The sequence below is a fragment of the Brevibacterium casei CIP 102111 genome (genome assembly GCF_900169275.1).
Classification (GTDB): Bacteria; Actinomycetota; Actinomycetes; order Actinomycetales; family Brevibacteriaceae; genus Brevibacterium; species Brevibacterium casei.
This window is the reverse complement of record NZ_FXZC01000009.1, coordinates 12,083-34,178: the sequence shown is the minus strand read 5'-3', so window position 1 is coordinate 34,178 and position 22,096 is coordinate 12,083. Positions and strand designations below refer to the sequence as shown.

General features: G+C 67.6%; 19 protein-coding genes. 5 read left to right on the top strand and 14 right to left on the bottom strand.

Features of this window, described 5'->3' with window-relative positions; genetic code table 11:
• The first annotated feature begins 1 nt into the window (after nucleotide 1).
• From pdxS to BC102111_RS16125, 3 genes are read left to right on the top strand one after another with little or no spacing between them, the layout of a single operon-like run.
• On the top strand, nucleotides 2-883 hold the full coding sequence (gene pdxS / locus BC102111_RS16135) for a pyridoxal 5'-phosphate synthase lyase subunit PdxS (RefSeq protein ID WP_101624844.1): 882 nt from the start codon (nucleotides 2-4) through the stop codon (nucleotides 881-883).
• Nucleotides 877-1,458 carry a pyridoxal 5'-phosphate synthase glutaminase subunit PdxT gene (gene pdxT / locus BC102111_RS16130; RefSeq protein ID WP_101624843.1) on the top strand — a complete coding sequence of 194 codons (582 nt, stop codon included), beginning with the start codon at nucleotides 877-879 and terminating at the stop codon, nucleotides 1,456-1,458. Before pdxS ends, pdxT begins: the two co-directional genes overlap by 7 nt.
• Nucleotides 1,448-3,073 carry a helicase HerA-like domain-containing protein gene (locus tag BC102111_RS16125; protein WP_101624842.1) on the top strand — a complete coding sequence of 542 codons (1,626 nt, stop codon included), beginning with the start codon at nucleotides 1,448-1,450 and terminating at the stop codon, nucleotides 3,071-3,073. The genes pdxT and BC102111_RS16125 overlap by 11 nt, the downstream gene beginning before the upstream one ends.
• A 203-nt stretch (nucleotides 3,074-3,276) precedes the next feature.
• On the opposite strand, the gene BC102111_RS16120 is transcribed toward BC102111_RS16125, so the two are convergent.
• Together BC102111_RS16120 and BC102111_RS16115 are read right to left on the bottom strand one after the other, a co-directional pair.
• The gene (locus tag BC102111_RS16120; RefSeq protein ID WP_101624841.1) at nucleotides 3,277-4,200 is read right to left on the bottom strand and encodes a diacylglycerol/lipid kinase family protein; all 924 of its coding nucleotides are present in this window, start codon (nucleotides 4,198-4,200) and stop codon (nucleotides 3,277-3,279) included.
• A 50-nt stretch (nucleotides 4,201-4,250) separates the two neighbouring features.
• Nucleotides 4,251-5,333 (bottom strand): winged helix DNA-binding domain-containing protein, encoded by a 1,083-nt coding sequence (locus tag BC102111_RS16115; RefSeq protein WP_101624840.1) that lies wholly within the window; start codon nucleotides 5,331-5,333, stop codon nucleotides 4,251-4,253.
• 147 nt (nucleotides 5,334-5,480) lie between these two features.
• Here BC102111_RS16115 and BC102111_RS18165 point away from each other — a divergent pair, with 147 nt between their 5' ends.
• Nucleotides 5,481-8,312, top strand: a complete 2,832-nt coding sequence (locus tag BC102111_RS18165) for a LuxR C-terminal-related transcriptional regulator (protein WP_101624839.1) — start codon at nucleotides 5,481-5,483, stop codon at nucleotides 8,310-8,312.
• A 157-nt stretch (nucleotides 8,313-8,469) separates the two neighbouring features.
• Here the strand turns inward: BC102111_RS18165 and BC102111_RS16105 are convergent, their stop codons facing one another.
• From BC102111_RS16105 to BC102111_RS16055, 11 genes are all read right to left on the bottom strand, one after another.
• Nucleotides 8,470-9,357, bottom strand: a complete 888-nt coding sequence (locus tag BC102111_RS16105) for an LPXTG cell wall anchor domain-containing protein (RefSeq protein ID WP_101624838.1) — start codon at nucleotides 9,355-9,357, stop codon at nucleotides 8,470-8,472.
• Nucleotides 9,354-10,049 carry a SipW-dependent-type signal peptide-containing protein gene (locus tag BC102111_RS16100; RefSeq protein WP_101624837.1) on the bottom strand — a complete coding sequence of 232 codons (696 nt, stop codon included), beginning with the start codon at nucleotides 10,047-10,049 and terminating at the stop codon, nucleotides 9,354-9,356. Before BC102111_RS16100 ends, BC102111_RS16105 begins: the two co-directional genes overlap by 4 nt.
• Nucleotides 10,046-10,651: an alternate-type signal peptide domain-containing protein gene (locus tag BC102111_RS16095; protein WP_101624836.1), complete on the bottom strand. Its 606-nt coding sequence runs from the start codon at nucleotides 10,649-10,651 to the stop codon at nucleotides 10,046-10,048. Before BC102111_RS16095 ends, BC102111_RS16100 begins: the two co-directional genes overlap by 4 nt.
• A complete protein-coding gene (locus tag BC102111_RS16090) occupies nucleotides 10,648-11,301 on the bottom strand; it encodes a signal peptidase I (RefSeq protein ID WP_167560809.1) in 654 nt (217 codons plus the stop codon). The genes BC102111_RS16095 and BC102111_RS16090 overlap by 4 nt, the downstream gene beginning before the upstream one ends.
• Nucleotides 11,302-11,347: 46 nt before the next feature.
• Nucleotides 11,348-11,950, bottom strand: a complete 603-nt coding sequence (locus tag BC102111_RS16085) for an alternate-type signal peptide domain-containing protein (protein WP_009375115.1) — start codon at nucleotides 11,948-11,950, stop codon at nucleotides 11,348-11,350.
• 28 nt (nucleotides 11,951-11,978) lie between these two features.
• Nucleotides 11,979-14,138 (bottom strand): CLIPPER-2 domain-containing protein, encoded by a 2,160-nt coding sequence (locus BC102111_RS17850; protein WP_101624834.1) that lies wholly within the window; start codon nucleotides 14,136-14,138, stop codon nucleotides 11,979-11,981.
• 709 nt (nucleotides 14,139-14,847) lie between these two features.
• Complete coding sequence (locus BC102111_RS16075; protein WP_095375779.1) at nucleotides 14,848-16,158, bottom strand: carboxylesterase family protein; 1,311 nt, start codon at nucleotides 16,156-16,158, stop codon at nucleotides 14,848-14,850.
• Nucleotides 16,159-16,168: 10 nt separating this feature from the next.
• A complete protein-coding gene (locus BC102111_RS16070) occupies nucleotides 16,169-16,678 on the bottom strand; it encodes a phosphoribosyltransferase (RefSeq protein ID WP_009375108.1) in 510 nt (169 codons plus the stop codon).
• 313 nt (nucleotides 16,679-16,991) lie between these two features.
• Nucleotides 16,992-17,462 (bottom strand): DUF2087 domain-containing protein, encoded by a 471-nt coding sequence (locus tag BC102111_RS16065; RefSeq protein ID WP_095375778.1) that lies wholly within the window; start codon nucleotides 17,460-17,462, stop codon nucleotides 16,992-16,994.
• 207 nt (nucleotides 17,463-17,669) lie between these two features.
• Complete coding sequence (locus BC102111_RS16060; protein WP_095375777.1) at nucleotides 17,670-17,978, bottom strand: YchJ family protein; 309 nt, start codon at nucleotides 17,976-17,978, stop codon at nucleotides 17,670-17,672.
• Between the two features lie 89 nt (nucleotides 17,979-18,067).
• Nucleotides 18,068-18,403 (bottom strand): hypothetical protein, encoded by a 336-nt coding sequence (locus tag BC102111_RS16055; protein ID WP_009375101.1) that lies wholly within the window; start codon nucleotides 18,401-18,403, stop codon nucleotides 18,068-18,070.
• Between the two features lie 217 nt (nucleotides 18,404-18,620).
• Between BC102111_RS16055 and BC102111_RS16050 the strand changes: the two genes are divergently transcribed.
• The gene (locus BC102111_RS16050) at nucleotides 18,621-19,199 is read left to right on the top strand and encodes an HhH-GPD-type base excision DNA repair protein (RefSeq protein ID WP_009375099.1); all 579 of its coding nucleotides are present in this window, start codon (nucleotides 18,621-18,623) and stop codon (nucleotides 19,197-19,199) included.
• 72 nt (nucleotides 19,200-19,271) lie between these two features.
• On the opposite strand, the gene BC102111_RS16045 is transcribed toward BC102111_RS16050, so the two are convergent.
• A complete protein-coding gene (locus tag BC102111_RS16045; protein WP_101624833.1) occupies nucleotides 19,272-21,794 on the bottom strand; it encodes an HNH endonuclease signature motif containing protein in 2,523 nt (840 codons plus the stop codon).
• Between the last annotated feature and the right edge of the window lie 302 nt (nucleotides 21,795-22,096).

Genomic DNA, 22,096 nt, shown 5'->3' with positions numbered 1-22,096 from the left:
AATGACCGAGACACAGACCCTGCTCAACACCGGACTCGCCCAGATGCTCAAGGGCGGCGTCATCATGGACGTCGTCAACGAGGAGCAGGCCCGCATCGCCGAGGCCGCCGGTGCCTCCGCCGTCATGGCCCTCGAGCGGGTCCCCGCCGACATCCGCGCCCAGGGCGGTGTCGCTCGGATGTCCGACCCCGACCTCATCGACTCGATCGTCAACGCCGTCTCCATCCCCGTCATGGCCAAGGCCCGCATCGGCCACTTCGTCGAGGCGCAGATCCTCGAGAGCCTCGGGGTCGACTACATCGACGAGTCCGAGGTCCTCTCCCCCGCCGACTACGTCAACCACATCGACAAGTCCGTCTTCACCGTCCCCTTCATCTGCGGGGCGACCAACCTCGGCGAGGCGCTGCGCCGCATCCAGGAGGGCGCATCGATGATCCGCTCGAAGGGTGAGGCAGGCACCGGCGACGTCTCCGAGGCGATGCGCCACCTGCGCACGATCAACTCCGAGATCCGGGCACTCGGCGCCAAGAGCGAGGACGAGCTCTACGTCGCAGCGAAGGAGATCGCCGCCCCGTACCAGCTCGTCAAGCAGGTCGCCAGCCTCGGCCGCCTCCCCGTCGTCACCTTCGTCGCCGGCGGCATCGCCACCCCGGCCGATGCCGCGATGATGATGCAGCTCGGCGCCGACGGCGTCTTCGTCGGCTCCGGCATCTTCAAGTCAGGCAACCCCGAGGCCCGCGCCAAGGCCATCGTCGAGGCGACGACCCACTTTGACGATCCCGCCGCCGTCGCCGCCGCCTCCCGCGGTCTCGGCGACGCCATGGTCGGCATCAACGTCGCCGACGTCCCCGCCCCGCACCGCCTCGCCGAGCGCGGATGGTGACGGTCGGCGTCCTCGCCCTCCAGGGAGCGTTCCGCGAGCACCTGAGCGTGCTCGGCTCCCTGGGGGTCGGGACCCGCAAGGTCACCCGCCCCGAGCACCTCGACGGACTCGACGGGATCGTCCTGCCCGGCGGGGAGTCGAGCGCCATGGTCAGGCTCGCCGCCCCCACGGGACTCTTCGGCCGCCTCGGCGAGAGGATCCGGGACGGTCTGCCGGTCTTCGGCACCTGTGCCGGACTCATCCTCCTCGCCGACCGCCTCACCGATGATTCGCTGGCAGGCTTCGACCGCCTCGGCGGGCTCGACATCACGGTCGCCCGCAACGCCTACGGTCGGCAGCGGGAGTCGTTCGTCGCTCCCCTGACGATCACCGGGATGACCCCGGATTTCGACGGCACGTTCATCCGTGCCCCGCAGATCGTCGACACCGGAAGCGCCGAGGTGCTCGCCCGTCACGGCGGGACCGCGGTCCTCGTCCGGCAGGGAGACGTCTGGGGCGCGAGCTTCCATCCGGAGTTGGGTCCGGACACGAGACTCCACGCGGAGTTCGTGCGAAGATTGGGCCATGACGACTGAGGCGATCGACACGCTCAAGACCGGATACACCTTCGACGGCGCCACCCTCGACCTGGGGGTGGCGCTCGACGGGGAGACCCCGGCACCGGACGTACCCATCTCGATTCCACTCTCGATGCTCAACCGGCACGGACTCGTCGCCGGGGCCACCGGCACCGGCAAGACCGTCACCCTCCAGGTCCTCGCCGAGCAGCTCTCCCGCGCGGGCGTTCCCGTCTTCGCCTCCGACATCAAGGGCGACCTCTCGGGCATCGGGGCGCCCGGGGTGCCCTCGGACAAGCTCACCAAGCGCCTCGAGGCCGCCGGTCAGGAGTGGGACCCGAAGGCGAACCCGACGGAGTTCTACACCCTCGGCGACTCCGGACTCGGGACTCCGATCCGGGCGACCGTGACCTCGTTCGGGCCCATCCTGCTCTCGAAGGTCCTCGAACTCAACGACACCCAGGAATCGGTCCTCTCCCTCGTCTTCCACTACGCGGACAAGGCCGGTCTCGCGCTCCTCGACCTCTCCGACCTCCGGGCGGTGCTCACCTACCTCACCTCGGATGAGGGCAAGGCCGAGCTCGAGGGCATCGGCGGGGCATCGAAGGCGACCGTCGGCGTCATCCTCCGCAAGATCGCCGAACTCTCCGCGCAGGGCGGCGACGTCTTCTTCGGCGAACCCGAGTTCGACACCGCCGACCTGCTCCGCGTCGACGAGAACGGCGCGGGCATCGTCTCCGTGCTCGAGCTGCAGAAGCTCAGCCAGTCCCCCGCGCTCTTCTCGACGTTCCTCATGTGGCTGCTCGCGGACCTCTTCCAGGATCTGCCCGAGGTCGGCGATGCGGACAAGCCCTCCCTCGTCTTCTTCTTCGACGAGGCCCACCTCCTCTTCGCCGACGCGTCGAAGGCGTTCCTCGAGTCGGTGACTCAGACCGTGCGCCTCATCCGCTCGAAGGGCGTCGGCGTCTTCTTCGTCACGCAGACGCCGAAGGACGTCCCCGAGGACGTCCTCGCCCAGCTCGGCTCCCGGATCCAGCACCAGCTGCGAGCGCACACGCCCAATGACCAGAAGGCGCTCAAGGCCACGGTGCAGACCTTCCCGAAATCCGACTACGACCTCGAGGAGCTGCTCACCTCGCTCGGCATCGGCGAAGCCGTCGTCACCGTCATGGATCCCGACGGCGCCCCGACTCCCGTTGCCCCGACCCGGATGCGCGCCCCGGAGTCGAAGATCGGCCCGATGAGCGAGGACGAGGTCCGTGCCGCCGTGGCCGCTTCCCCGCAGCAGAAGAAGTACGGCACTGCGATCGACAACGAGTCCGCCCGTGAGATCCTCACCGCCCGTCTCGAAGGCGGAACCGCAGCGAAGGAGGCCGAGGACAAGGCCGCCGGGCAGGGCACAGCAGGCGCCGAGTCGGGGTCCGCAGGCGCCGAGTCGGGGGCCGCAGGCTCGGCAGACAAGGTCCCGTTCCCCGAGGATCCGGCACCGCGGTCGCAGTCGAAGGCTCCCGAGAAGAAGGAGGAGAACCTCTTCTCGCAGGTCGTCAACTCCTCCGCGTTCAAGCAGTTCACCCGGACTGCGGCCAGGGAGATCGCCCGCGGCATCTTCGGCACCTCGCGCCGCCGCCGCTGAGGCGGCGCGGCTGAGCTGTCGCAGGGCCGCCGCTGAGCTAACGCGGCCGAGCCTGTCACTGGGCCGCCGCTGAGCCCGCCGCTGGGCCGTCGCCGAGCCGGGGTCGCCGCTGAGCTGACGCGGCCGAGCCTGTCACTGGGTCGCCGCTGGTCTACCGCCGCTGGTCAATCGCCGCTGAGCCGTCGCGGCGCCCGGGAGACCGGTCAGCGTCGGTGCGACCTCGATTCGGCGGGGACGATGACGTCGAGCATGAGCTCCCCGGTGTCGATCTCGACGGCGACCGCCTCGCCGAGGTGGTCGCCGTCGAGCTCGATCGGCGCAGGCTCCGAGACGGTGATCGTCGACCGCCGTGCTGTCCAGTAGCGCATCGCCGGGTCCCGTTCGGGGTGCCCGCGCAGGCAGGCGGCACCGATGCCGACCCACTCGCCGAGGCGACGGGCCGCCGCACCGGGCCCGAGGACGACGGCGAGGAATTCGAGGTCTTCGCTCACCGCCTCGGCGCCGGGGAAGACCGGGACGGGACCTGCGGGACGCCGCGTCTTGGCGGCCATGACCGACCAGACCTCGAGTTCCTCGCCGTCGATGCGCGCTGTCAGCTGCGGGGCGAAGAGCGCGAGCAGCGCGCCTCTCGCATAGCCGAGCAGCCCCCACGCGCGGTCGTGGGCGGCGACGGCGCGCGCATCGCCGCCGATGCCCGCCAGCGAGAGGAAGTGCTCGTGCCGGACCGCACCAGAGGCGTCGAGGAACTCAGCGACCGAGATGGGGACGCCCGCCTGGGAGACGGCTCCGTGGAGGAAGTCCTCGCACAGCGCCAGACCTGACCGTGCCGTGTGGAGGCCGAACCCGCGGGAGAAGACATTGGCTGTGCCCGTGGGGACGACGAGGACGGGGACCCCTGCGGTCGCGAGGACGGGGGCGGCGGATCGGAGGGTGCCGTCCCCGCCGAGGAGGACGACCGCCTCGGCGCCCCAGTCGACGAGGTCCTGCGCCTGCCGTGACCCGGGGGCCTCCGGGGTCGTCGAGGTGGTGCGGTATCGGATGTCGAGTGCGGTGAGCAGACCGACGAGGCGGTGGTGGGCGCGGTGCGTCCGGGCGTGGACCGGGTTGACGATGATCCCGATGCGCATGTGCCTGCTCCTCCTTGAACGAACTCTTGAACGAACTCTCGGACGAACCCTCAGACGAACGCCGGATGGGTGCTCGCGACGGCGTCGACTCGCTCCGCGTCGATCGTCTCCCCCGGAAAGGGGTCGACGAGGACGCGCGGGCCGCTCTTCTTCGGTGAGCGCTTCCACGTGCCGCGCACGCGTGTGCCCTCGACGACGGTGTTCTTGAACATGCCGTTGCCGCCGGGGACGACGGCGCGCTCGTGGCCGGGGTCGAGGGTGCAGCTGCGGTCCTTGTAGCCGAGGATGAGCTCGTCGAATCCCGGCAGCAGGGTGAGCGCGTGGGCGGCGTCCTCCCAGACGGACAGGCGGTCCTCGAGGTCGGGGGCCTGGACGTGTTCGACGTCGTCGATCGTCACGGCCGCGATGTCGCCCGAGTCGACGAGTGAGGCCAGGTCGGCGCGGATCGGGGTCTTGGGCAGATCCGTCCATCGGGTTGCGTCGTCGACGGTGACCGGTCCGTGACCGAGAACGTAGCGGCGCATCCATTCGACGAGGGCGGACTCGGTGTCGACGGCCGTGTCGGCGGAGGGATCGCGCAGGGCGAAGGCGAGTTCGTCGCGCCCGGGCACGAACCCGGACTGGATGAGCAGACCCTGCATCGAGAGGTTGGTGATGAGGTGCCGCTGTCGTCCGTACTCCTCGTCCTCGGAGATTCCTGTCATCAGCGGGGCGAGGCTGGCGACGAGGTCCTCCCGGCTGAGCGGGCCGCGGTCGGCGATGGCCGCCTCCACGAGGGCGGCGGCGGTCTCGAGCAGCGGTTCGTCGACGCCGAAGTGGGCCCGCCGGGTGGCTTCGGTTTTCCACCGCCGCGGCGCGGTGAGGCGGAGGATCCACCCGACGTCCTCGGCAGTCGTGAGGTGGACCGTGCCGCGCTGGGTCCACGTGCGCACGATCGATCCGGCCTCGATCTCCGCCCGCACTTCGGCGAGGTCCCGGGTCTGCGTGCGCAGCGCCACGGAGACGAGCGCCCCGCCGAGCGCCTGGGCCTGCACGCACGCGAGCCGACGGACCGCCTCGGCGAGGGTGAGGGCATCGGACCCGACGAGACCTGAGGAGATCATGCGAGCCGCCGAGATCTGGGCTGAGTCCATGGACTCAGCGTAGCGCGCGGACCTCACCATCTATTACGGTCGAATAACGAGTTGCGCCTCACATCATGACTGACAGCATCTGTTGTGAACGATGTCCGATCATGGAGGGGCAGCACTCCCCACCCACAAAGGAATCCCGAAGTGACTTTGAGCCCCATCAGAGCACGCGACCGCCTGGTCGACGACACCTGCACACGGGCCGTGACCGAGCACGGCCTGCTCTTCATGGTCTCCGGCTACGCGGGGACCGGCAAGACCTGGCTGCTGCGCGCGATCGGCGAGCGGATGATCGCAGCGTCGACGGTCTGCTTCGCCACCGCCGACGAGTTCGAGAAGGAGATCCCGTACAGCTTCATCGAACGGCTCCTGAGCACCTGCGCCGCTCCCTTTCCGATCATCGATCCGACTCGTCCGCCGATGGAGATCGCCCGGGAGATCCTGCTCGGGCTCATGGACAAGGGCGACGGCCGACTGCGGACGATCATCGTCGACGACGCCCAGTGGATCGACATCGAATCCCGGCTGGTGCTCCGCTACATCGTGCCGCGCGTGATGCGACAGGGACTCTTCATCGTCGTCGCCGCACGACTGCCCGACATGGATTCGACCGCGATGACGTTCTTCGCCGATCTCGCCGAATCGACCCCTGGAGGGATCACGAAGGTCCTCGAGCCGCTCAGCGTCGAGGAGATCCGGGCCCTGGCCGTCGACGTGCTCGGGGCGTCGATCTCCCCGTTCACCGCCGAGACGCTGCGCAATTCGACGGGCGGGTCGTTCCTCGGCATCGACAGCATCTTCCGCCGCATCACCCCGCAGGAGCGCAACAAGCTCCACCTCCTCTGGGACATCCCCATCCGCGGCGTCGAACCGGCGCGCAACCCCCTTCTCGGACCGTTCCACATGCTGCCGCCCGCCGCGAAGGCGGCCGTGGAGATCGTCTGCTGTGCGGGTCCGGAGACCAGACCGACGACCGTCGCCGAGGTGGCCGACCGCCTCGGCGAGGACGTCGAGATCGGTCCCGCTGTCGCCGCCTCCGTGCTCACGGAGTCCGGGTTCGGTTCGACGGTGTCCCCACGGCATTCGCTCATCGCCCACGCGGTGCGGCAGATGCTCCCGCGCGCTCGGGCCCAGGCGATCTACCGGGCCCTGGCACCGAGCGCGCAGGGGTTCCGGAGGATGTGGTATTCGCTCAGCGGGGCCGCCGAATGGAGTCCGGAACTCGCCGAGGCGGTCCGGGAGTTCATCGACGACGCCGTGGTCAGACGCAGCTATGCGACGATCAACGATGTGCTCCGGCGCAGCCTCGACTTGGCGACCGGCAGCGACCGGGATGCGCTCCTCATCCGGCTCGGCCTCATCAATATGGAGAACAAGACCGTGTACTCGCTCTTCGACCTCGCCCCCGAGTTCGAAGCCCTGCCGGAGACACCGGTGAGGGAGTGCATCATGCTCACGATCATGGCCTACCGCAAGGACCAGGAGTTCCCCCGGGCGCGGTTGGCGAAGTTCCTCGCGCTCGAGCACGCGGATGCCGATGTGCGCACCCTGCAGGCCTATGCCGGCTTCCTCTCCGTCGTCGAGGTCATCCGCAGTCAGGACTACGACCAGCTGCCTGCTGTCGTCGCCGAGGCCAAGGCGATCATCGCCCGCGGACCGGAGACACCGGAGGAGGTGAGCGATCCCGATCTCGCGTGGATGGTCGCCCCCGGACCGGTCCTCGTGCTCCTGGATACCCTGACGATGCTCCAGTCCGTCGTCGTCTCCGATGCCGTCACCGTCTCCGGCATGCTCGATGACCTTGTGCCGCAGGTCCTCGCCCTCCCGCCGTCGCCGCACAAGGTGGATGCGCTCACGCCGCTCGCGATCGTGGCGATGATGATCGGTGAGATCAACCGGTCCCGTTCGCTGGCGGCGACCGCCGTCGACCTCCTCGAGCAGGTGGGACGCACATGGGGAGAGGGCACGGTCCGGCTGATCCACGCGCACACGACCTCGCTGCTCGGATCGCTCGATGAGGCGGCCGAGCTCGTCGAACTCGCCACGGAGTCGAGCGGAAGCACGATCGACGTCGAGACGAGGCTGCCGCTGAGCGGCCTGCAGGCGTGGGTGAATGCGGTCCGCGGGGTGCCCGACTTCATCGACCTCGACGCGCAGACGGACCGGCAGACGAGTCTGGCCTGGCAGCCGTACGCCGCTGACATGATCGTCAACGCCGAGTGCGAGCGGGCGCGGGCCGCCGGCGATCCGCAGGGCGTCATCGACGCCTCGGCCCCGCACAGGGTGCGCTCGCTCGTCGGCACCCAGCGAGGGTTCCTCAACTATCGGACTCATGCGCTCATCGACCTCGAACGCCTCGGCGAGGCTGCCGAGCTCATCGGCACCCTCATCGACAAGCGGGGCCGGGGGTGGCAGCCGTACTGGGGATCACTCGAATGGGCGCAGGCCAGGCTGCTCTCCGGGTTCCTCGGCACCGCCGGGGCCGGGAGCGAGGAGGCACGGGCAGGTGTCGAGCGGGCGGGCCTCTCCCCCGATCGGATCGGCGCGGAGGAAGTGGCCCGACTCTTCGACGAGGCGGTCGGGGACGACCGTTTCCCACTCCCCCACGCGCTCACCCTCCGCGACTACGGAACGTTCCTCATCGCCGAGGGCCAGCGGGCGCGGGCGCGGACGATGCTCGAGCGATCCCTGGCGACGGTGCGGCGGATCGGCGCGGCGGCCTATCTGCCGAGCATCCGCGACGTCCTCGGCTCGGTGTCGCAGGCGGAGCGGGATCTCCTCTCCTCGCTCACCGCGCGTGAGCGGGAGATCAGTCGTCTGCTCGCACAGGGGCGGAGCAATCAGGAGATCGCCGCCGAGCTCTTCGTCGCCCCTGCCACGGTCCGCTATCACGTCTCGAACGTGCTCCGGAAACTCGAGCTGAGCAGACGCAGCCAGGTCGCCGCCGTGTTCCACGAATCGGGCATCGCCGTCGGGGACTGACCAGGCGCCGCGCGGGGCAGGCGGTATGCGGGAGGCTGGACCGGGTGACGTGGTCGCGACGGGTGCCTGAGTCGCTACGGATGCCTCAGTCGCTGCGGGTGTTTCAGTCGCTGCGGGTGTTTCAGTCGCGGCGGGTGCTTCAGTCGCTGCGGGTGCCTCAGTCGCGGCGGCGGACGGTGCGCACGAGTGCCGCACCGACGCCGGCGAGGATCGCACCGACGACGGCGAGCCACCACATCGCACCACCGGTGCGCGGCAGGTCGCCCCCGCCGTCACCGACCACGGCAGAGCCGTTCGCCGACGACTCTCCGTTCGCTGCGACATCGGCGTCAGCGCTCGCTCCTGCGGAGGCAGAGCTCGAACCGGAGGCGCCGTCGGTATCCGCTGACGCGTCGGAGGAGGCAGCATCGGCTGTCGAGTCAGAGCCCGCCGTCGCATCCGACTCCGCAGTCGCGTCCGAATCAGCCGTCGCACTCGAGTCCGTGCTCGAATCATCCACCGCGTTCGACCCGGCGTTCGAGTCGGGGCTGTCGTCCGCCTCGGCGTCATCACCGCCGAGTTCGAGGAGCACATCGAAGCTACCCTGCCGGAGACCCACATTCGACCTGTTGCCCGATGTCGCCTCGACCGGGAAGTCGTAGCCGATGGTCACCGGATTCGTCGCACCCTTGGCCAGCGGGATCTCCATGACCTGCGTCGTACCGGCGGAATCGAGCTCCCTGATCGAGGAGGATCCCCGGTTCCAGGTGATGCGGAGGTCGTCGTAGAACTCATCGGCGATCGGAGTCTCGAGGAGGTCGACGTTGACGATGCTCACCCGCAGAGTGCCGCCGGTAGGGCCATCGTTGCGGACCGTGAGAGTGCGCGACGTGGAGTCACCGGGGACGGTGACGGGGAACCCGACGAAGCTCTCGGTCGTCGTGTCGCTGTAGGCACTGCCGTCCCAGGACATCTGGATGGCTCTGCTGCTGTCTGCCGCGAGGGCCGGAGCCCCGGGGATCAGGACGGCGAGGAGGGCGACAAGAAGGGTGCGGACGAGTCTCACCGGCCGACACCTCCCGGACGGAAGGTCTCGTACTCGAAGACGATGTCCCGGTTCGGCTCCTGCTTCGGGTCGAGCCCGAGACGGATCTTCGCGTTCCACGAATCCTTCGCCTCGACCTTCGTCCCGGCGGGATCCTCTGCGGTGACGGTCGCAGTGTTCTCGTACTGTCCGACCTCGCCGTTGTCCTTCAGCTTCGCGCTCACGCACCAGTACTCGATCGTCGGATCGGTGGTCTCGGAGTACTCAGCGCTCACCGGGGTCGACCGGAGGTCCTGCGCGGTGGTCGGGGTGTTCGCGACCGTGCACTCGCTCGGTGCTCTCACCCGGAAGACGCTGACATCGGAGGCACCGAAGATGCCTCCGGACCAATCCGGTGGGGTGAGTTCGTACCGCAGGCCCTTGTTGCCCTGGCTGAGCGAGTCCGTCTGCAGCGCAACAGCGACCTCGCCGTCCTTGAGCAGCGTCTCGGCTTCGGCGGCGCCGAGGCTGACCGAGGCCTTCTTGCCCTTTGCCGCCTGCGTGTCATCGACTCGACCCGCGGCGAAGTACTCGTAGCCGCTGGAGATCTCACCGGTCCCGGAGGCGTTGTCGCTCCACAGGGCAAGTGTGCCGCCGCCGATGCCGAGGAGGATGCCGAGCACTGCCGCGAGACTGAGGATGAGGGTGTTCTTGAGTGAGATGTTCGACTTCACGGGCGCGCTCCCGGCTCCCGCACCTGGTCGAGGGTGAAGGTGAAGCGGCCGAGGTCGGCCACCTGGACGGGACTCTCGGCCCCGACGCGGTCGCTCATATCGGCGAAGTCGAGGGTGACTGCCACGGAGAAGTCATCGGTGCGTCCGTCGTTGCCGGTCACCAGTCGGTTCTCGTCGAGGACGAGATCCGAGCCGACGGGGGTGGGCTCGCCGAGGCGGGTGCCCGTCGAGTCGAGAACTGTGTAGTCCGCGGTGACGCCCTCGGGCAGCTCAGCGGGTTCGGCCCAGTCGACGGCGATCCGGGCGGACATGTTGTCGCCTTCGATGCGCGTGGTGAAGTCCTGGGTCATCTCCACGGTGTCGCCTTGGCGGACGAGAAAGGTCTCCGGGTCGATCGTCCGGCCGGAGTTCGCGACATCGCTCGACGTCTCCGTCCACGTGGTCTCCCCCGCAGTGACGTCGAGGTCGCCGGCGATGATCGCTGCCGGCGCCGTGTTGCCTGCGGTCTTCCACAGGGCCATGGTGCCGCCGCCGGCGGCCGTGCCCGCGATGAGGACTGCGGTGGCCAGGAGCGGCAGGCGCCAGCTGGTCCTCGTCGTCATGATCTCGCCTCCGTCTCGGATGCCTCGGTGCTGTGTGTCTCAGCGCTGCTGCCCGCGGATCCCACGGCAGCGCTGCTCATCGCGGGCGCCGCATCATCGCCTGCCGCGGATGCCTGGGAAGCCGTCGTCTTCCGGCGCCGGTCCACGGCCGCGGAGACGAACGCAAAAGCGGCGTAGGCGATGAGAAGAACGCCGATGCCGGCCACCAGCAGTCCCGTGTTGCCCCCGACGGCCTGCTGGACGTAGCCGAGTTTGGGGATCGAGTAGAGGACCTTGCCCATCACCTGGGCTTCGACGATGGGGGCGTCGTCGCTGCCGTTGGCGTCCCCGCGGGTGACGAAGGTCCGGCCCTCGTCGGTGTCGGTGACGGCGACGATTCGGTGGGTGATGAGCATCGGGTCGCCTGACCGGGGTTGGAAGGTCACCGGATCGCCGATGCGGTACTGCTCCTGCGGCACCGAGACGACGATGTCGCCGGGTTCGTACGTCGGCTCCATCGACCCGGTGAGCACGGTCAGGGCCGCACCGTTCATCACCTTGGGCACGACGCCCACGGCGACGACGAGGCCGAGGAGACCGAGGAGGAGGATGGCGAACACCCCGGACCGCAGTCCGCGTGCGAATCCTGAAGTCCGGGAGTGCCGCGCCATTCTCATCAACCTCGTGTCTCAGCCGCCTCGGCGGTGTTCAGTCTGCTCAGCGGTCCTGCTGGAGCTGGATGTTCGAGCCGGCCAGAGCAGCCTGCTGCTGGACGAGCTCGCGGTTCGGGGTGTCCTTGGCGAATTCGGCGGTGACGACGACGTTGAAGTCGGCGGTGCCGTCGACGACCGTGCCCGCTGCCACCTGGGTGCCCCCGGGAGCGGTGTTGTCGGACGAGACGAGGGAGACCTCGACACCGGCGTTGTCACCGGTCGCGATCTCCTTGCCCGCGGCGTCCTGAACGCTGTACTTGAGGCTCAGACCCTCGGCGAGAGCGCCTTCGAGCTGGCCGCCGCCGGCGAGCTTGAGCTTCGCGACCATGTTGTCGCCTTCGAGTCCGACGTCGACGCCGTACGTGCCCTGGACGGTGTCGCCCGGGATGATCTTGAAGGTCTTGAGGTCGATGTCGTGCGGGTTGTCGGGGCGGTCGGCCGAGATGTCCTGCCAAGCGGAGCCGGTGACGGCGACGTCGAGGTTACCTGCGGTGATCTGGCCGCCGTCGGCCTCGGCGCTGTCGGTCCAGAGGGCGAAGGTTCCGCCGCCGAGGAGCAGGGCTGCTCCAGCTGCTCCGGCGATGATTCCGAGGGTCTGCTTCTTCACGATTCTCTCCTGTTGTCGTGTATCGGTTCTACTTCACTGCGCCAGAGGCGGAGCAGGTCATGGATTCGCCTGGATTCAGGCGGGTCTTCGGGCACTTCACCGAGGAAGTGGGAAGTCTGTCGTCGACGACGGTGATGCCGTCGAGGGGGGTCTTGCCTGTGTTCGTCACGAGGTAGGTCCAGGTCACGGTCGTGCCGTCTGGGACCGAGTCACCGGCGGGGATCTCCTTCGCCCCGTCGAGTCCCGCTGCGGTCGGGGTGTCCCACGCCTTCTTCTCGATCGAGATGCCGGGTACGAGCGTCTGCTTGTTCGTCACGGTGCATTTGACCGTGTCGCCGGCGGTGACGTCGAAGCCGATGCTGTCCGCGGTCACGGAGATCTTCTTCCCGTTGATGCGGCATTCGGCGCCGTCGAGCTTCCACCCCTCAGCGGTCTGCTTGTCGCTGAGGAGCTCCTCGATGGTCACCTTCGAGGCGCTTGCGGGCTTCGGGGTGGAGAACTTCACCTGGTAGTCGACCGTCGACGTGTCCCCGGTCGTCTGCTGCCGGGCCGGGGCGAGGGTTCCCGGCGCCGAGGCGGTGGCTGAGAAGGTCCATCCCGCACCGCCGGGGCTCGGGCTTGCGGCTCCGTAGGCGAGGGTCTTCTTATCGATCTCGATGTCGGCACGGCACGTCGCTCCCTTGGCCATGCTCGCCATGAGGTCGGCGAGCTCCTCCCACCCGGCTTGGAAGTAGTCGGCGTCGTTGATCGACTCGCCGGTGGTGTACTTCGTGCCGCCGGAGATCGCTGCGAGGTTGGCTCCGCCGCTCGAGACTCCCTCACCGACGCCGACGGCCATGACACGGCTGCCCTTGGCCTTGACGGCGTTGGCGGAGAAGACTGCTGATTCGATCTCGTCGAAACTGGTGGTCGAGCCGTTGGAGTCGGCGTTGCTCGTGTTGTTGATCGAGTAGGTCGGCATGCCGTCGGTGACGACCACGACGAGGTCGTAGGGGTCTGCGGTGTTGGCGACCTCCCACATCGCGCTGTCCCAGTTCGTGCCGCCGCCTGTGGCGTAGGCGTCGATGCGGGACTTGATCGTCTCGGCGTTGCTGCCTGGGTCGATCGACATCGACGGCCAGTTGCGGCCGTCGTCAGTGTTGCTGCGCGGCGAGTCATTGGAGAAGGTGTAGAGGGCCATCGACGAGCTCGTGCCCTTGAGCGCGTCGACCATACCCTTCGACGCGTCCTTGAGGGTGCCCAGGGCGCCGGAGTTCGACACGGAACCTGAGAGGTCGAGGACGAGGGCGACACGGAGGCCGGCCGAGCATGAGACCTGCAGGGCGGGGTTGCGGCGGGTGTTCTGCCAGGTGCCCGTCGAATTCGTCGTGATGTTGCGGCGGCCGGTGTTCATGAACTGGTCACCCGAGCGGTATGTCTGTCCATTGCGCAGCTCTGTTCCGGTGCGGAAGGCGTAGCGTTCGCTCGAGTGGTTCGATGAGGTGCCGACGATGAGGCGGTCGTTGGCGCTCCACCCTTCGGGAGCGGATTCCTGGACGACCCAGAATCGCTTGTCGCGGTTGGCCTGGTTCTCCCACCCACAGAAGACGAGGAGCGAGCAGACCCATTTCCGGTTGGTCTGGGGAACGGTGAACGAGCAGTCGCCGTCGCGGTCGGAGGTGCATGACGCCCAGGTCTCGCTGAGCGGGCTGCCGATGCTTCCTGAGCGGTCAGAGTAGAGGCGCAGCTTCACGCCCTGGAGTCCCTTGACGGTGGTCTCGCTGGTGCGGTCACCGCCGACCTTGACGGTGATGACGGCGTTGTCGCCGGAGGCGCTGGGAACCGATTGAGGCGCGACGGACTTCGGGGATGTGGCGCGTCTGCCGCTCTCCGGAGAGTCCTTCCCCTCTGACGCGTCGCTCTTCGCGGGAGTCTCGCTCTTCGCTGGAGCATCGTCCTTCGCCGGAGCGTCGTCCTTCGTTGGGGTCTCGCCGTCGGTCGGCGCGCTGTCCTTGTTCGACGGGACATCGCCGGTCGCAGGCGGCGCTGCCTGGGCGAGGTTTGATGCCGAGGTGGGGGCCTCGGCGGGGATGGGGGCCTCGGAGGGGGATGTCGCCTGTGCTGCGGGGACGATGGAGAATACGGTGATCAGGACGGCGGCGATGGTGATCCCGGCCCGGGTGAGCCGGTTCTTCTGCGGGTTTCTCAACGATCTCCTCGAACAGCATGAAGCAACGGTTCGAGTCTAGGAATCTGCGGACGTTTCGACCCTGGCCGAATGGATGGGTTCGGCGTTGGGAAAGTGTTGGGTTCGGTGTTGGGGCCCACAACCCTGATGCCGGCGTTCACGTCGCCACGGGCCGCCTGAGCCGCAATAGGCCGATTGCGCCGCTGCCGCCTGAGCCGGCAAGGGCATCCCGGGCCGCCTCAGCCGCCATAGGCCGATAGCGCAACCACGGGCCGATTGAGCAACCACGGGCTGCCCGAACCACCGTGGGCCGCCCGAGCCACCTCGGGCTGCTCGAGCCCCCGTGGGCCGCCCGAGCCACCTCGGGTCCAATGCCCACTTCACTGTGCGCGGCGTTCGAATCCAGCCCTGCGACTCAGCAGTCCGACGGGCTCAGCAGTCCGACGGGCTCGGCAGCCCGACCGGCACGACAGCACAGACTCCGAACTCCGCACTCGGTGGTCGGCAGGCTGCCTTTCCAACTGTGACACCTCAGGGTACATGGTTCTCGAGGTGCAGGCGCGTCACGGAGGCGCTCTCATCGACGCTACGGAGGCACTCCTATCGGCAGGACCCGGTCGTCCGGGTCGCATGGTCGCTGTGCTGCCGCGCCTCTGAACTTGTCGACCCGCGCCATTCATCAAGCACGTCGACCTGACTCGGATCGACCGAGGGGGTCGAGACCGGTCATTCACCCGAGGATGTCGATGAGTCCTGGAACCGCGATCCGCGGAAGGGATCCCGAGGTCGCGAAACGGCCCCAGATCCTCCGCAGCTCGGGGCCGGCCACCTCGGCGGCGACACCGTAGTTGAGGAAGCTCGAGTCCCAGACCGGACCGGGGAAGAGCAACGGCAGGTCTCCGGAGTGGGCCGCGTCGAAGAAGCTGCCGTCGCCGCGGGAGACGATGAGGAGGCGGGCGCCCTGACCGCCGGCCATCCGGTGGCGGTCGTAGAATTCCTTGGCCGCTCGGGTGTAGACCGCCGAGGTGATGCCCGAGATGAGGGATTCGAGCATCGGCGAGGTGAGCCTGCGGTCGTGGAGGCGGTGGAAGGCGGGAACGAAGCCGGCGAAGAATGCGATCTCGCGTTCGGTGCGGGTCATGAGCACGTCGTACTTCGGCGCTTCCCGCGCCCATGCCGCTGCCGCCTCGGAGCGGGACGGCAGGGGGTAGTCGCCGTAGTGGACGCCGAAGCACATGCCGGCGTGGAGTCCTCCGACGAGAGCGGCCTTGTGCACCTCGTCCTGAGCGGCGAGGATCTCGGAGACGGTCGCGCCGTCGGGGATGCGGGCTGCGACCTTCGCCATGGCCCAGTTCATCGAGTCGGTGCCGCCGGAGAGCCCCAAGGGGGCGGAGGCCATGATCACGCGCGAGAACAGGCCGCCGGTCGCCTCGGCGATCATGAGATGGGCGCACGCGTCGGCACCGGCACTCTGCCCGGCGAGGGTGACGTTGTCGGGATCGCCTCCGAAGGCGGCGATGTTGCGCTGCACCCACCGAAGCGCGGAGATCTGGTCGAGCAGTCCGAGATTGGAGTGCTCGGGTCTGCCCTGGCCCAGGTAGCCGAGCACGCCGAGGCGGTAGGTGACGGAGACGACGATGATGTGCTGTTCGTCGACGAGGGTGTGCGGGTCGTAGATCTCGGCGTCGCCTGCCCCGGTGACGTACGCACCGCCGTGGATCCATACGAGTACGGGCAGTCTTGGACCGTCTCCGGTCAGCGGCGTGTCGATCGGCATCGTCACACTCAGCCGCAGGCAGTCTTCGCTGGTGCTCAGTCCGCCGATCTGGTCGAAGCTGATGTCGGCGTTGGGATCGACACGGTGCTGGGGGCTCGCGGGACCTGGCCTCGTGGCGTCGATGACGTCGACGGCGGGTTCGTCGACGGGGTGGGCGAACCGTTCGGCCCTCGCATAGCGGATGCCGCGGGCGCGGACGACGGTGCCGTCGACCGTCGCACGTACCCGTCCGCAGGGAGCGGGGATGTCGAAGGGTGCGCTCATCCTCGGCGGGTCAGCGCGAGGGCTGGACCGGGGGTTCGGCAGACCAGGGGAAGACGATCCACTGGTCGGTGCGCTTCCAGACGAAGTCGGGGTCGACGATGGAGGCGGACTTCGCGTAGATGACCGCGGACTGGGCCTCGGCGCCGTTCTTCTTGAGAAGTTCGAGGACGAGGGCGAGCGTGCGACCCGAGTCGGCGACGTCGTCGACGACGAGGAGCTTCTTGCCTTTGATCGCGTCGATGTCGAGCATCGGGGCAAGCAGGATCGGGTCGGGCAGAGTCTCTTCGACGTCGGTGTAGAACTCGACGTTGATGGCGTCGGAGAGCTTCAGCCCCAGGGCATAGGCCAGTGCACCGGCGGGAAGGAGTCCGCCGCGGGCGATCGCGATGACGATCTCGGGATCGTAGTCGGAGTCGGCGATGGTCTGGGCGAGCTCCCTGGCCGACTGTCCGAAGGTGTCCCAGGTGAGGATCTCCTTGTCGGTGAGGTCGGACGAATCGGCGTGGTAGGCCTGGCTCATGGGATCTCCTTCTAAGGTCAGCGGCTCGCGGTCCAGCGGGGGATCGATCCGTCGAAGTTCGGTCCCGCGGGGTTCGTCCCGTCGGGATTCTGTCCGACGGGCTCCGTCCCTCGGGAATCGATCCATCGGGGTTCGGGCCGTCGGGATTCCAAGGATACGCGTCCAAGCGGCCGGACTGCCATCCGAATCGGCGGCACCGTTTCACCGGATCGACTCAGACAGTGCAGGAGGGAACCCTTCCCTCACCAGGGACGCAAGACGACGGTTCAGCCGCGCCATCCGAGCTCACTGGTGCCCCAGCTGTGCCCGCGCATCAGCGAACGGAGTCCTCCAGCACTCCTGCCTCCTCGATCATGAACCCGCGCCTCTCCGGCAACTCCGCGGCAATCCAGTACTCCCCGGTGTGGGCGTTGCGTTCGAGGTACCGGTAGTCGATGAGTTCGCGTCGGAGGCGGGCGAAGTCCGGGTGGAACCGACCCAGGTGCGCATTGAGTTCCTTCTCCGTATAGACCCGGTCCGCGTCGAGGCTCGCGCGGATGTCGAGGAGGAGGACGACGAGGGCACGGCGCTTGGTGGGAATGGCGGTGAACGCACCGTCCTTGACGAAGGTCGCGCGGACCTTGTTCTTGTAGCGCTCGAGGGCGGCTTGGGCTTCGAGGTCCGGCGCTTCCGTCTGCCTCACGAGGTTCTCGGTGAGCAGTGCCGCGCGAGCGGACGTGTAGTTCTCCCCCGTCTCGGCCATGCGGGCGCGGATGAGGCTCTTGAAGTCGCTGTTCTTGGTCATCGTGGTCGATCCTTGCTCGACCGAGCTTCGCCCCAGCTCGATGCCCGGTCAGGAATTCACCACTGACAGGACGATCCGAGGATTCGCTCCCCTTCGCCGAATGGTCTGCAGGCTGGGGTGTCAGACCGCGGCTGGGCGTCGGATGCGCCACTGGGTCCGAGTATAGCGGCTGCGCCAGCGCTTGGAGCGCGACGCTTGGAGCGTCGTTCACCCGTCGGCGGGTCCGAGGTAGAGCCAACGGCCCGCGCGACGGGCGAACGACGAGTTCTCCTCGAGCACGTGTTCGCCGAGGCTGTCTCGATAGTGGGCACGGAAGTGGACCGTTCCCGTGCCGTCGTCTTCGCCGCCGGCGGTCGTGCCGAGAACATCGAGTCGGGTCCATGTCACCAGGTCGTCGACTCCGAGATCGGTCGGTCGCGTGCGAGGGTGCCACGTGCGGAACAGGTGGTCGGCGTTCTTCAGGCTGAAGGCGGTGAAGCGCGAACGCATGAGCGCCTCGGCGGTGGTGGGCCACACTTGACCATCAAGGGCGGGCCGGCAGCAGTCTTCGAAGCTGGCTCCTGGGGGCATTCCCGAGCACGGGCAGATCATCAACGCGTCTCACCTCAACTGTCCGAACCGGGGTCGACATAGAAGTCTTCGGGCTCGAGCTGGATCCACTCAGTGAACTGCCCGGTGCCGTTGCGCTTCTCCAAGTGGATGGTCTCGTCGTCGCCGAGCACCTCGGCGATCCGGCTGTAGGCATCGTCGGCATCTTCGCGAGTCTCATAGTGGACGACGAATTCTCGCGGCATGAGCTCTGTGCCGTCCTCAGTCATCTCGACCATGCCCTTCTGGGCGAAGTCCTCGTCCTCTCGCACCTCGAGCCTGAGCCTGTAGACCCCTGTGCTGACACGGTTGTCGTTCTGTTCGCTTTCGAAGTACTCGACCGCTTCACTCATGTCACGCCGCCCTCTCTCGCGTCGGTTGCGAGTCCACCTTATGCCTCTTCGGCCGGAAGCGGCAGAGTTCTCTTCGCAGGGAAAGTCGAGGTTGTCCTCCCAAAAAAGTCGAGCTCGATCGAATCGCGATCTGCCAGACCCGCGGTCACGGCCGCCGGCTGCCCATGTTGCGAATCGGACAATGGCAGGTCGCCACGGGACATGCGAATATGGGGAGATGACTACCGTCTTTCTCTCAGGTGATCCGAAGTCCGACGAACTCCTCGCCGATGACCCCTTCGCCTTGCTCACCGGAATGCTCCTTGACCAGCAGGTGCCGATGGAGGTCGCCTTCGCAGGTCCGGCGAAGCTCGCCGACCGACTCGGCAAGCTCGATGTGCATGAGATCGCTGAGATGAACCCGGATGAGTTCCTCGAGAAGTTCGCCGAGAAGCCGGCTGTGCATCGGTTCCCAAAGTCGATGGCGGCGCGAGTGCAGAAGCTCGCCGAGGCGATCGTCGATGATTACGACGGCGATACCTCAGCGATCTGGACGAGCGGGGATCCGACGGGTGCCGAGGTGCTCAAGCGGCTGAAGAAGCTCCCGGGATTCGGGGAGCAGAAGGCGAAGATCTTCCTCGCTCTCCTCGGCAAGCAGTTCGGTCTGCAGGCGTCGGGGTGGCGTGAGGCCGCTGGTGACTACGGCACCGAGGGCAGTCGCCGCTCGATCGCTGATGTTGTCGACGAGGACACCCTCCAGGAGGTCCGGGCGTTCAAGAAGCAGGCCAAGGCCGCAGCGAAAGCAGCGAAGAAATAGTTCGACACTGACCGGCACTCCCCTGGGGACCGGGCTGTGCCCAGAATCGACTGCAGGCAGGGCTGTGCCCTCTCACCCAGCCGCGTCCGGCCAGTCATTACTGCCGGCCTCGTCCCCGTCAGACCTGTTGCGCTCATCCACGGACTCCGCCGCGAGACCGTCGGAGTTCTCCATGCTGGGCCCGGACTCGTCAGGGTGGTCGTCGAAGAGAGACGCGATGATCTCCTCGGCCAGGAACCGCGGATGCAACAGTGGTCGTCGGGCAGGATCCACCGACGCCGGTGGTCTCCACGCCGGACGCCCATCCAGAAGCATGAGCATCTCCCAGTCGGAGCGATCCAACAGGTGATGGTGGGCACTGCAGGCCAGAGCCAGATTGTTGATCGTCGTCTTCCCACCCCTGGCCCAGGGCACCACATGGTTGGCCTCGCACCACCCCGGGGGCGCATCACACCCGGGGAACGTACACCCCTTGTCACGGGCGGTGATGACCGCGACCTGTTTCTTGTTCGCGAACCGTTTCTCCGTCATCACCTGCATCGTGTGCGCGGTCTCACTCATGAGGTGGAAGAACACGTCCCCGTTGAGCCCGTTGGTGGCCAGTTCGTGGATCGGGATCAGGGTCTCGACCCCGGTCGTGCCCTCCCCAGTCCGGAGAGCGAGATCCTCAGCGGTCGCGGTCACCACGAGAGCGTAAGGCGACCCGGTACCGGCCTGGTCCATGCTGATCCGAGAGATCAGGGTCGCGAAGCGTTCATAGATCCACGCCCGCGCCGAAGGCCGCTGCCCGGTGAGGTCGACCGGGGTGCCGTCCTCACGCACCCCGACACCAACCGGGAAACCGGTAGCCACGCCGCCTGTGGTGTTGGTCGGATCGGTGATTCCGGCCGAAGTGGCAGAACCCGTGCCGTCGCCGTCACCGTTGCCGAGCGTGTAGGAGTCGTCGGTGGCAGGCGGGACTGCCCAGTCTGGGGGTGCCTGCGGGATCGGCAGAGGCGCATCATGGAGCTCCCCGTGGAGGACCTGATCGACAATCTCGAAGAGCGCATCTTGGCCCCCAGCAGCACTACTGCCGTCTGTCGATGCGCCGGAGCACCCGGGGGGCGCGGTCTTCGAGGCATTCTCGCCTGCCAGAGGCGCGTCGCCCTGGTCTGCGTCAGCGTTGCTGTGACCGACACCGGCACCGCCGGCGGTACCGTCGGGGGTGGCTGAGTGGATGCGGGAGGTGAGCAACCCGTTCAATGCCGCCCCGGACACCGGGTCGAGCAGTCCCCCGAGCACCCAGTCCCCGTTGCGCTTGGGCCGGATCGTCACCGAATAGTCCGTGCGCGGGGTCTCCTCACGAGGTTTGGCCCCGTCGGGATCAATATAGGCAAGCATCCGGTCGAAGATGCCCCGCAGATCCTTCACCCGCACCTGGGGTGCGTAGTCGACGAGGCGTTTCTCCACATCCGCCCGCTGCTCGGCTGACACCCAGGCGGGCAGGTCATCAAGGCAGTCATCGATGGCTTTCGCCTGCCCGGCCGAGAGCATGCCCGCATGGAGGCCTTCGGCGACTTCCGGACACAACGGTTGCAGGGCTTGTCCGGTGGTATCGACCCTGCCCCCGAGGTTCTTCGCCAACTCGGTACGCCGGTTCGCTTCGGTCGGGGTGAGGTTGAGCCGGTCGCGGATGAGGGATTTCGTGTCCTTGGCTCCTGTGTCAGTTGGTGTTCCGACGCGTTCGTAGACGGACAGTGCCAGGGTGGAGAGTGCCTCGGTGATCCGGGACAGGGCCTCGGTGCCATCGATGAGCAGGAGAGCCTCATCCGGGCCCATGGGCCGGTCGAAGGAGCGCAGCCCGGTGCTGAAGTCCATGAGGGTGGTGATGCTGGTCGTGACTTCCGGAGCGAACCCCGACAGGTCCGCCCACGCGGTGTCAGTGAGCAGAGGGTGGCGACTCACCCACCCAGGAGCATCAGCCGTCTCGACGGTGCCTGTGCCGACAGTCTCCGAGGTGTCCGTGGTGGGGGTGCCGACGGGAACCGACGTTGTGGAGTCATCAGGAGACTGCGGGATCGACGAGCCGGAAGCGAAGGGCCCCGGGGTGTTGGTTGAGTTCGCGGGAGTCGACGGCACCGACTGTGACTGGCCATTGCGGGCGGTCGCGGGCAGGTCGCCGGGATGGGCGGTGTCGTCTGGGATCGGGTGTTCGGGGTCCTGTGAGGGAGCATCGCCGGGCCACTCGTCCGCCTCTTCTCCGCCGTTGTCTCGGCGAGGTCCGAAGAGGTCGATGTCGGAGTCATCGATGGTGGAGAAGTAGTCGAATGCGGGGTCCTCGGGGACCGGGGCGTTGGTGGTGACGGGGTCGAGGGCGTCGAAGTCGTCGGCGAGGGGGTGGCCGGTGAGGTCGAATCCGGCCTGGGCGAGTTGGTCGCGCAGTGACTGGAGTTCTTCGCTGATCGCCTCGTCACGTGGACCATCAGCCGCGGGTGTCCTGCGGGGGTTCGTCGACGTCTCATCGGGCCCGGGCGCATCCTGCGAGGGAGTCGGAGCGTGGCGCTTCGGCTTCTTCGGGGTGCGGTCCGGGGTGAGAGTCATGGCCTCCTGGTCCATTCATCAACGTCGGTGTTGATGCTCCTAGTATACACGTGTTTCGGTGTTGTCAATGGTTTTCTTTGTTTTTTGTTCGATTATTTGACTCCTGTTCTATGCGCTTCGAATCCCTCGTCAACTGTTCTTGTTCTCAAGTGTGCTGGGTGTGTGGTGGTCTGCGCTTCTGATCAGGGGCGAATGTGCGCAGTGACTCTCCGAACGCCTTAGCAGTGGTCCCCGGTCGGCTGGGGCGTGAGGCCGATCGACGCGGTCGGTTCGGCTTGGTTGCAGCTGATCGACGCGGCGGGTTCGGCCTGGTTGCG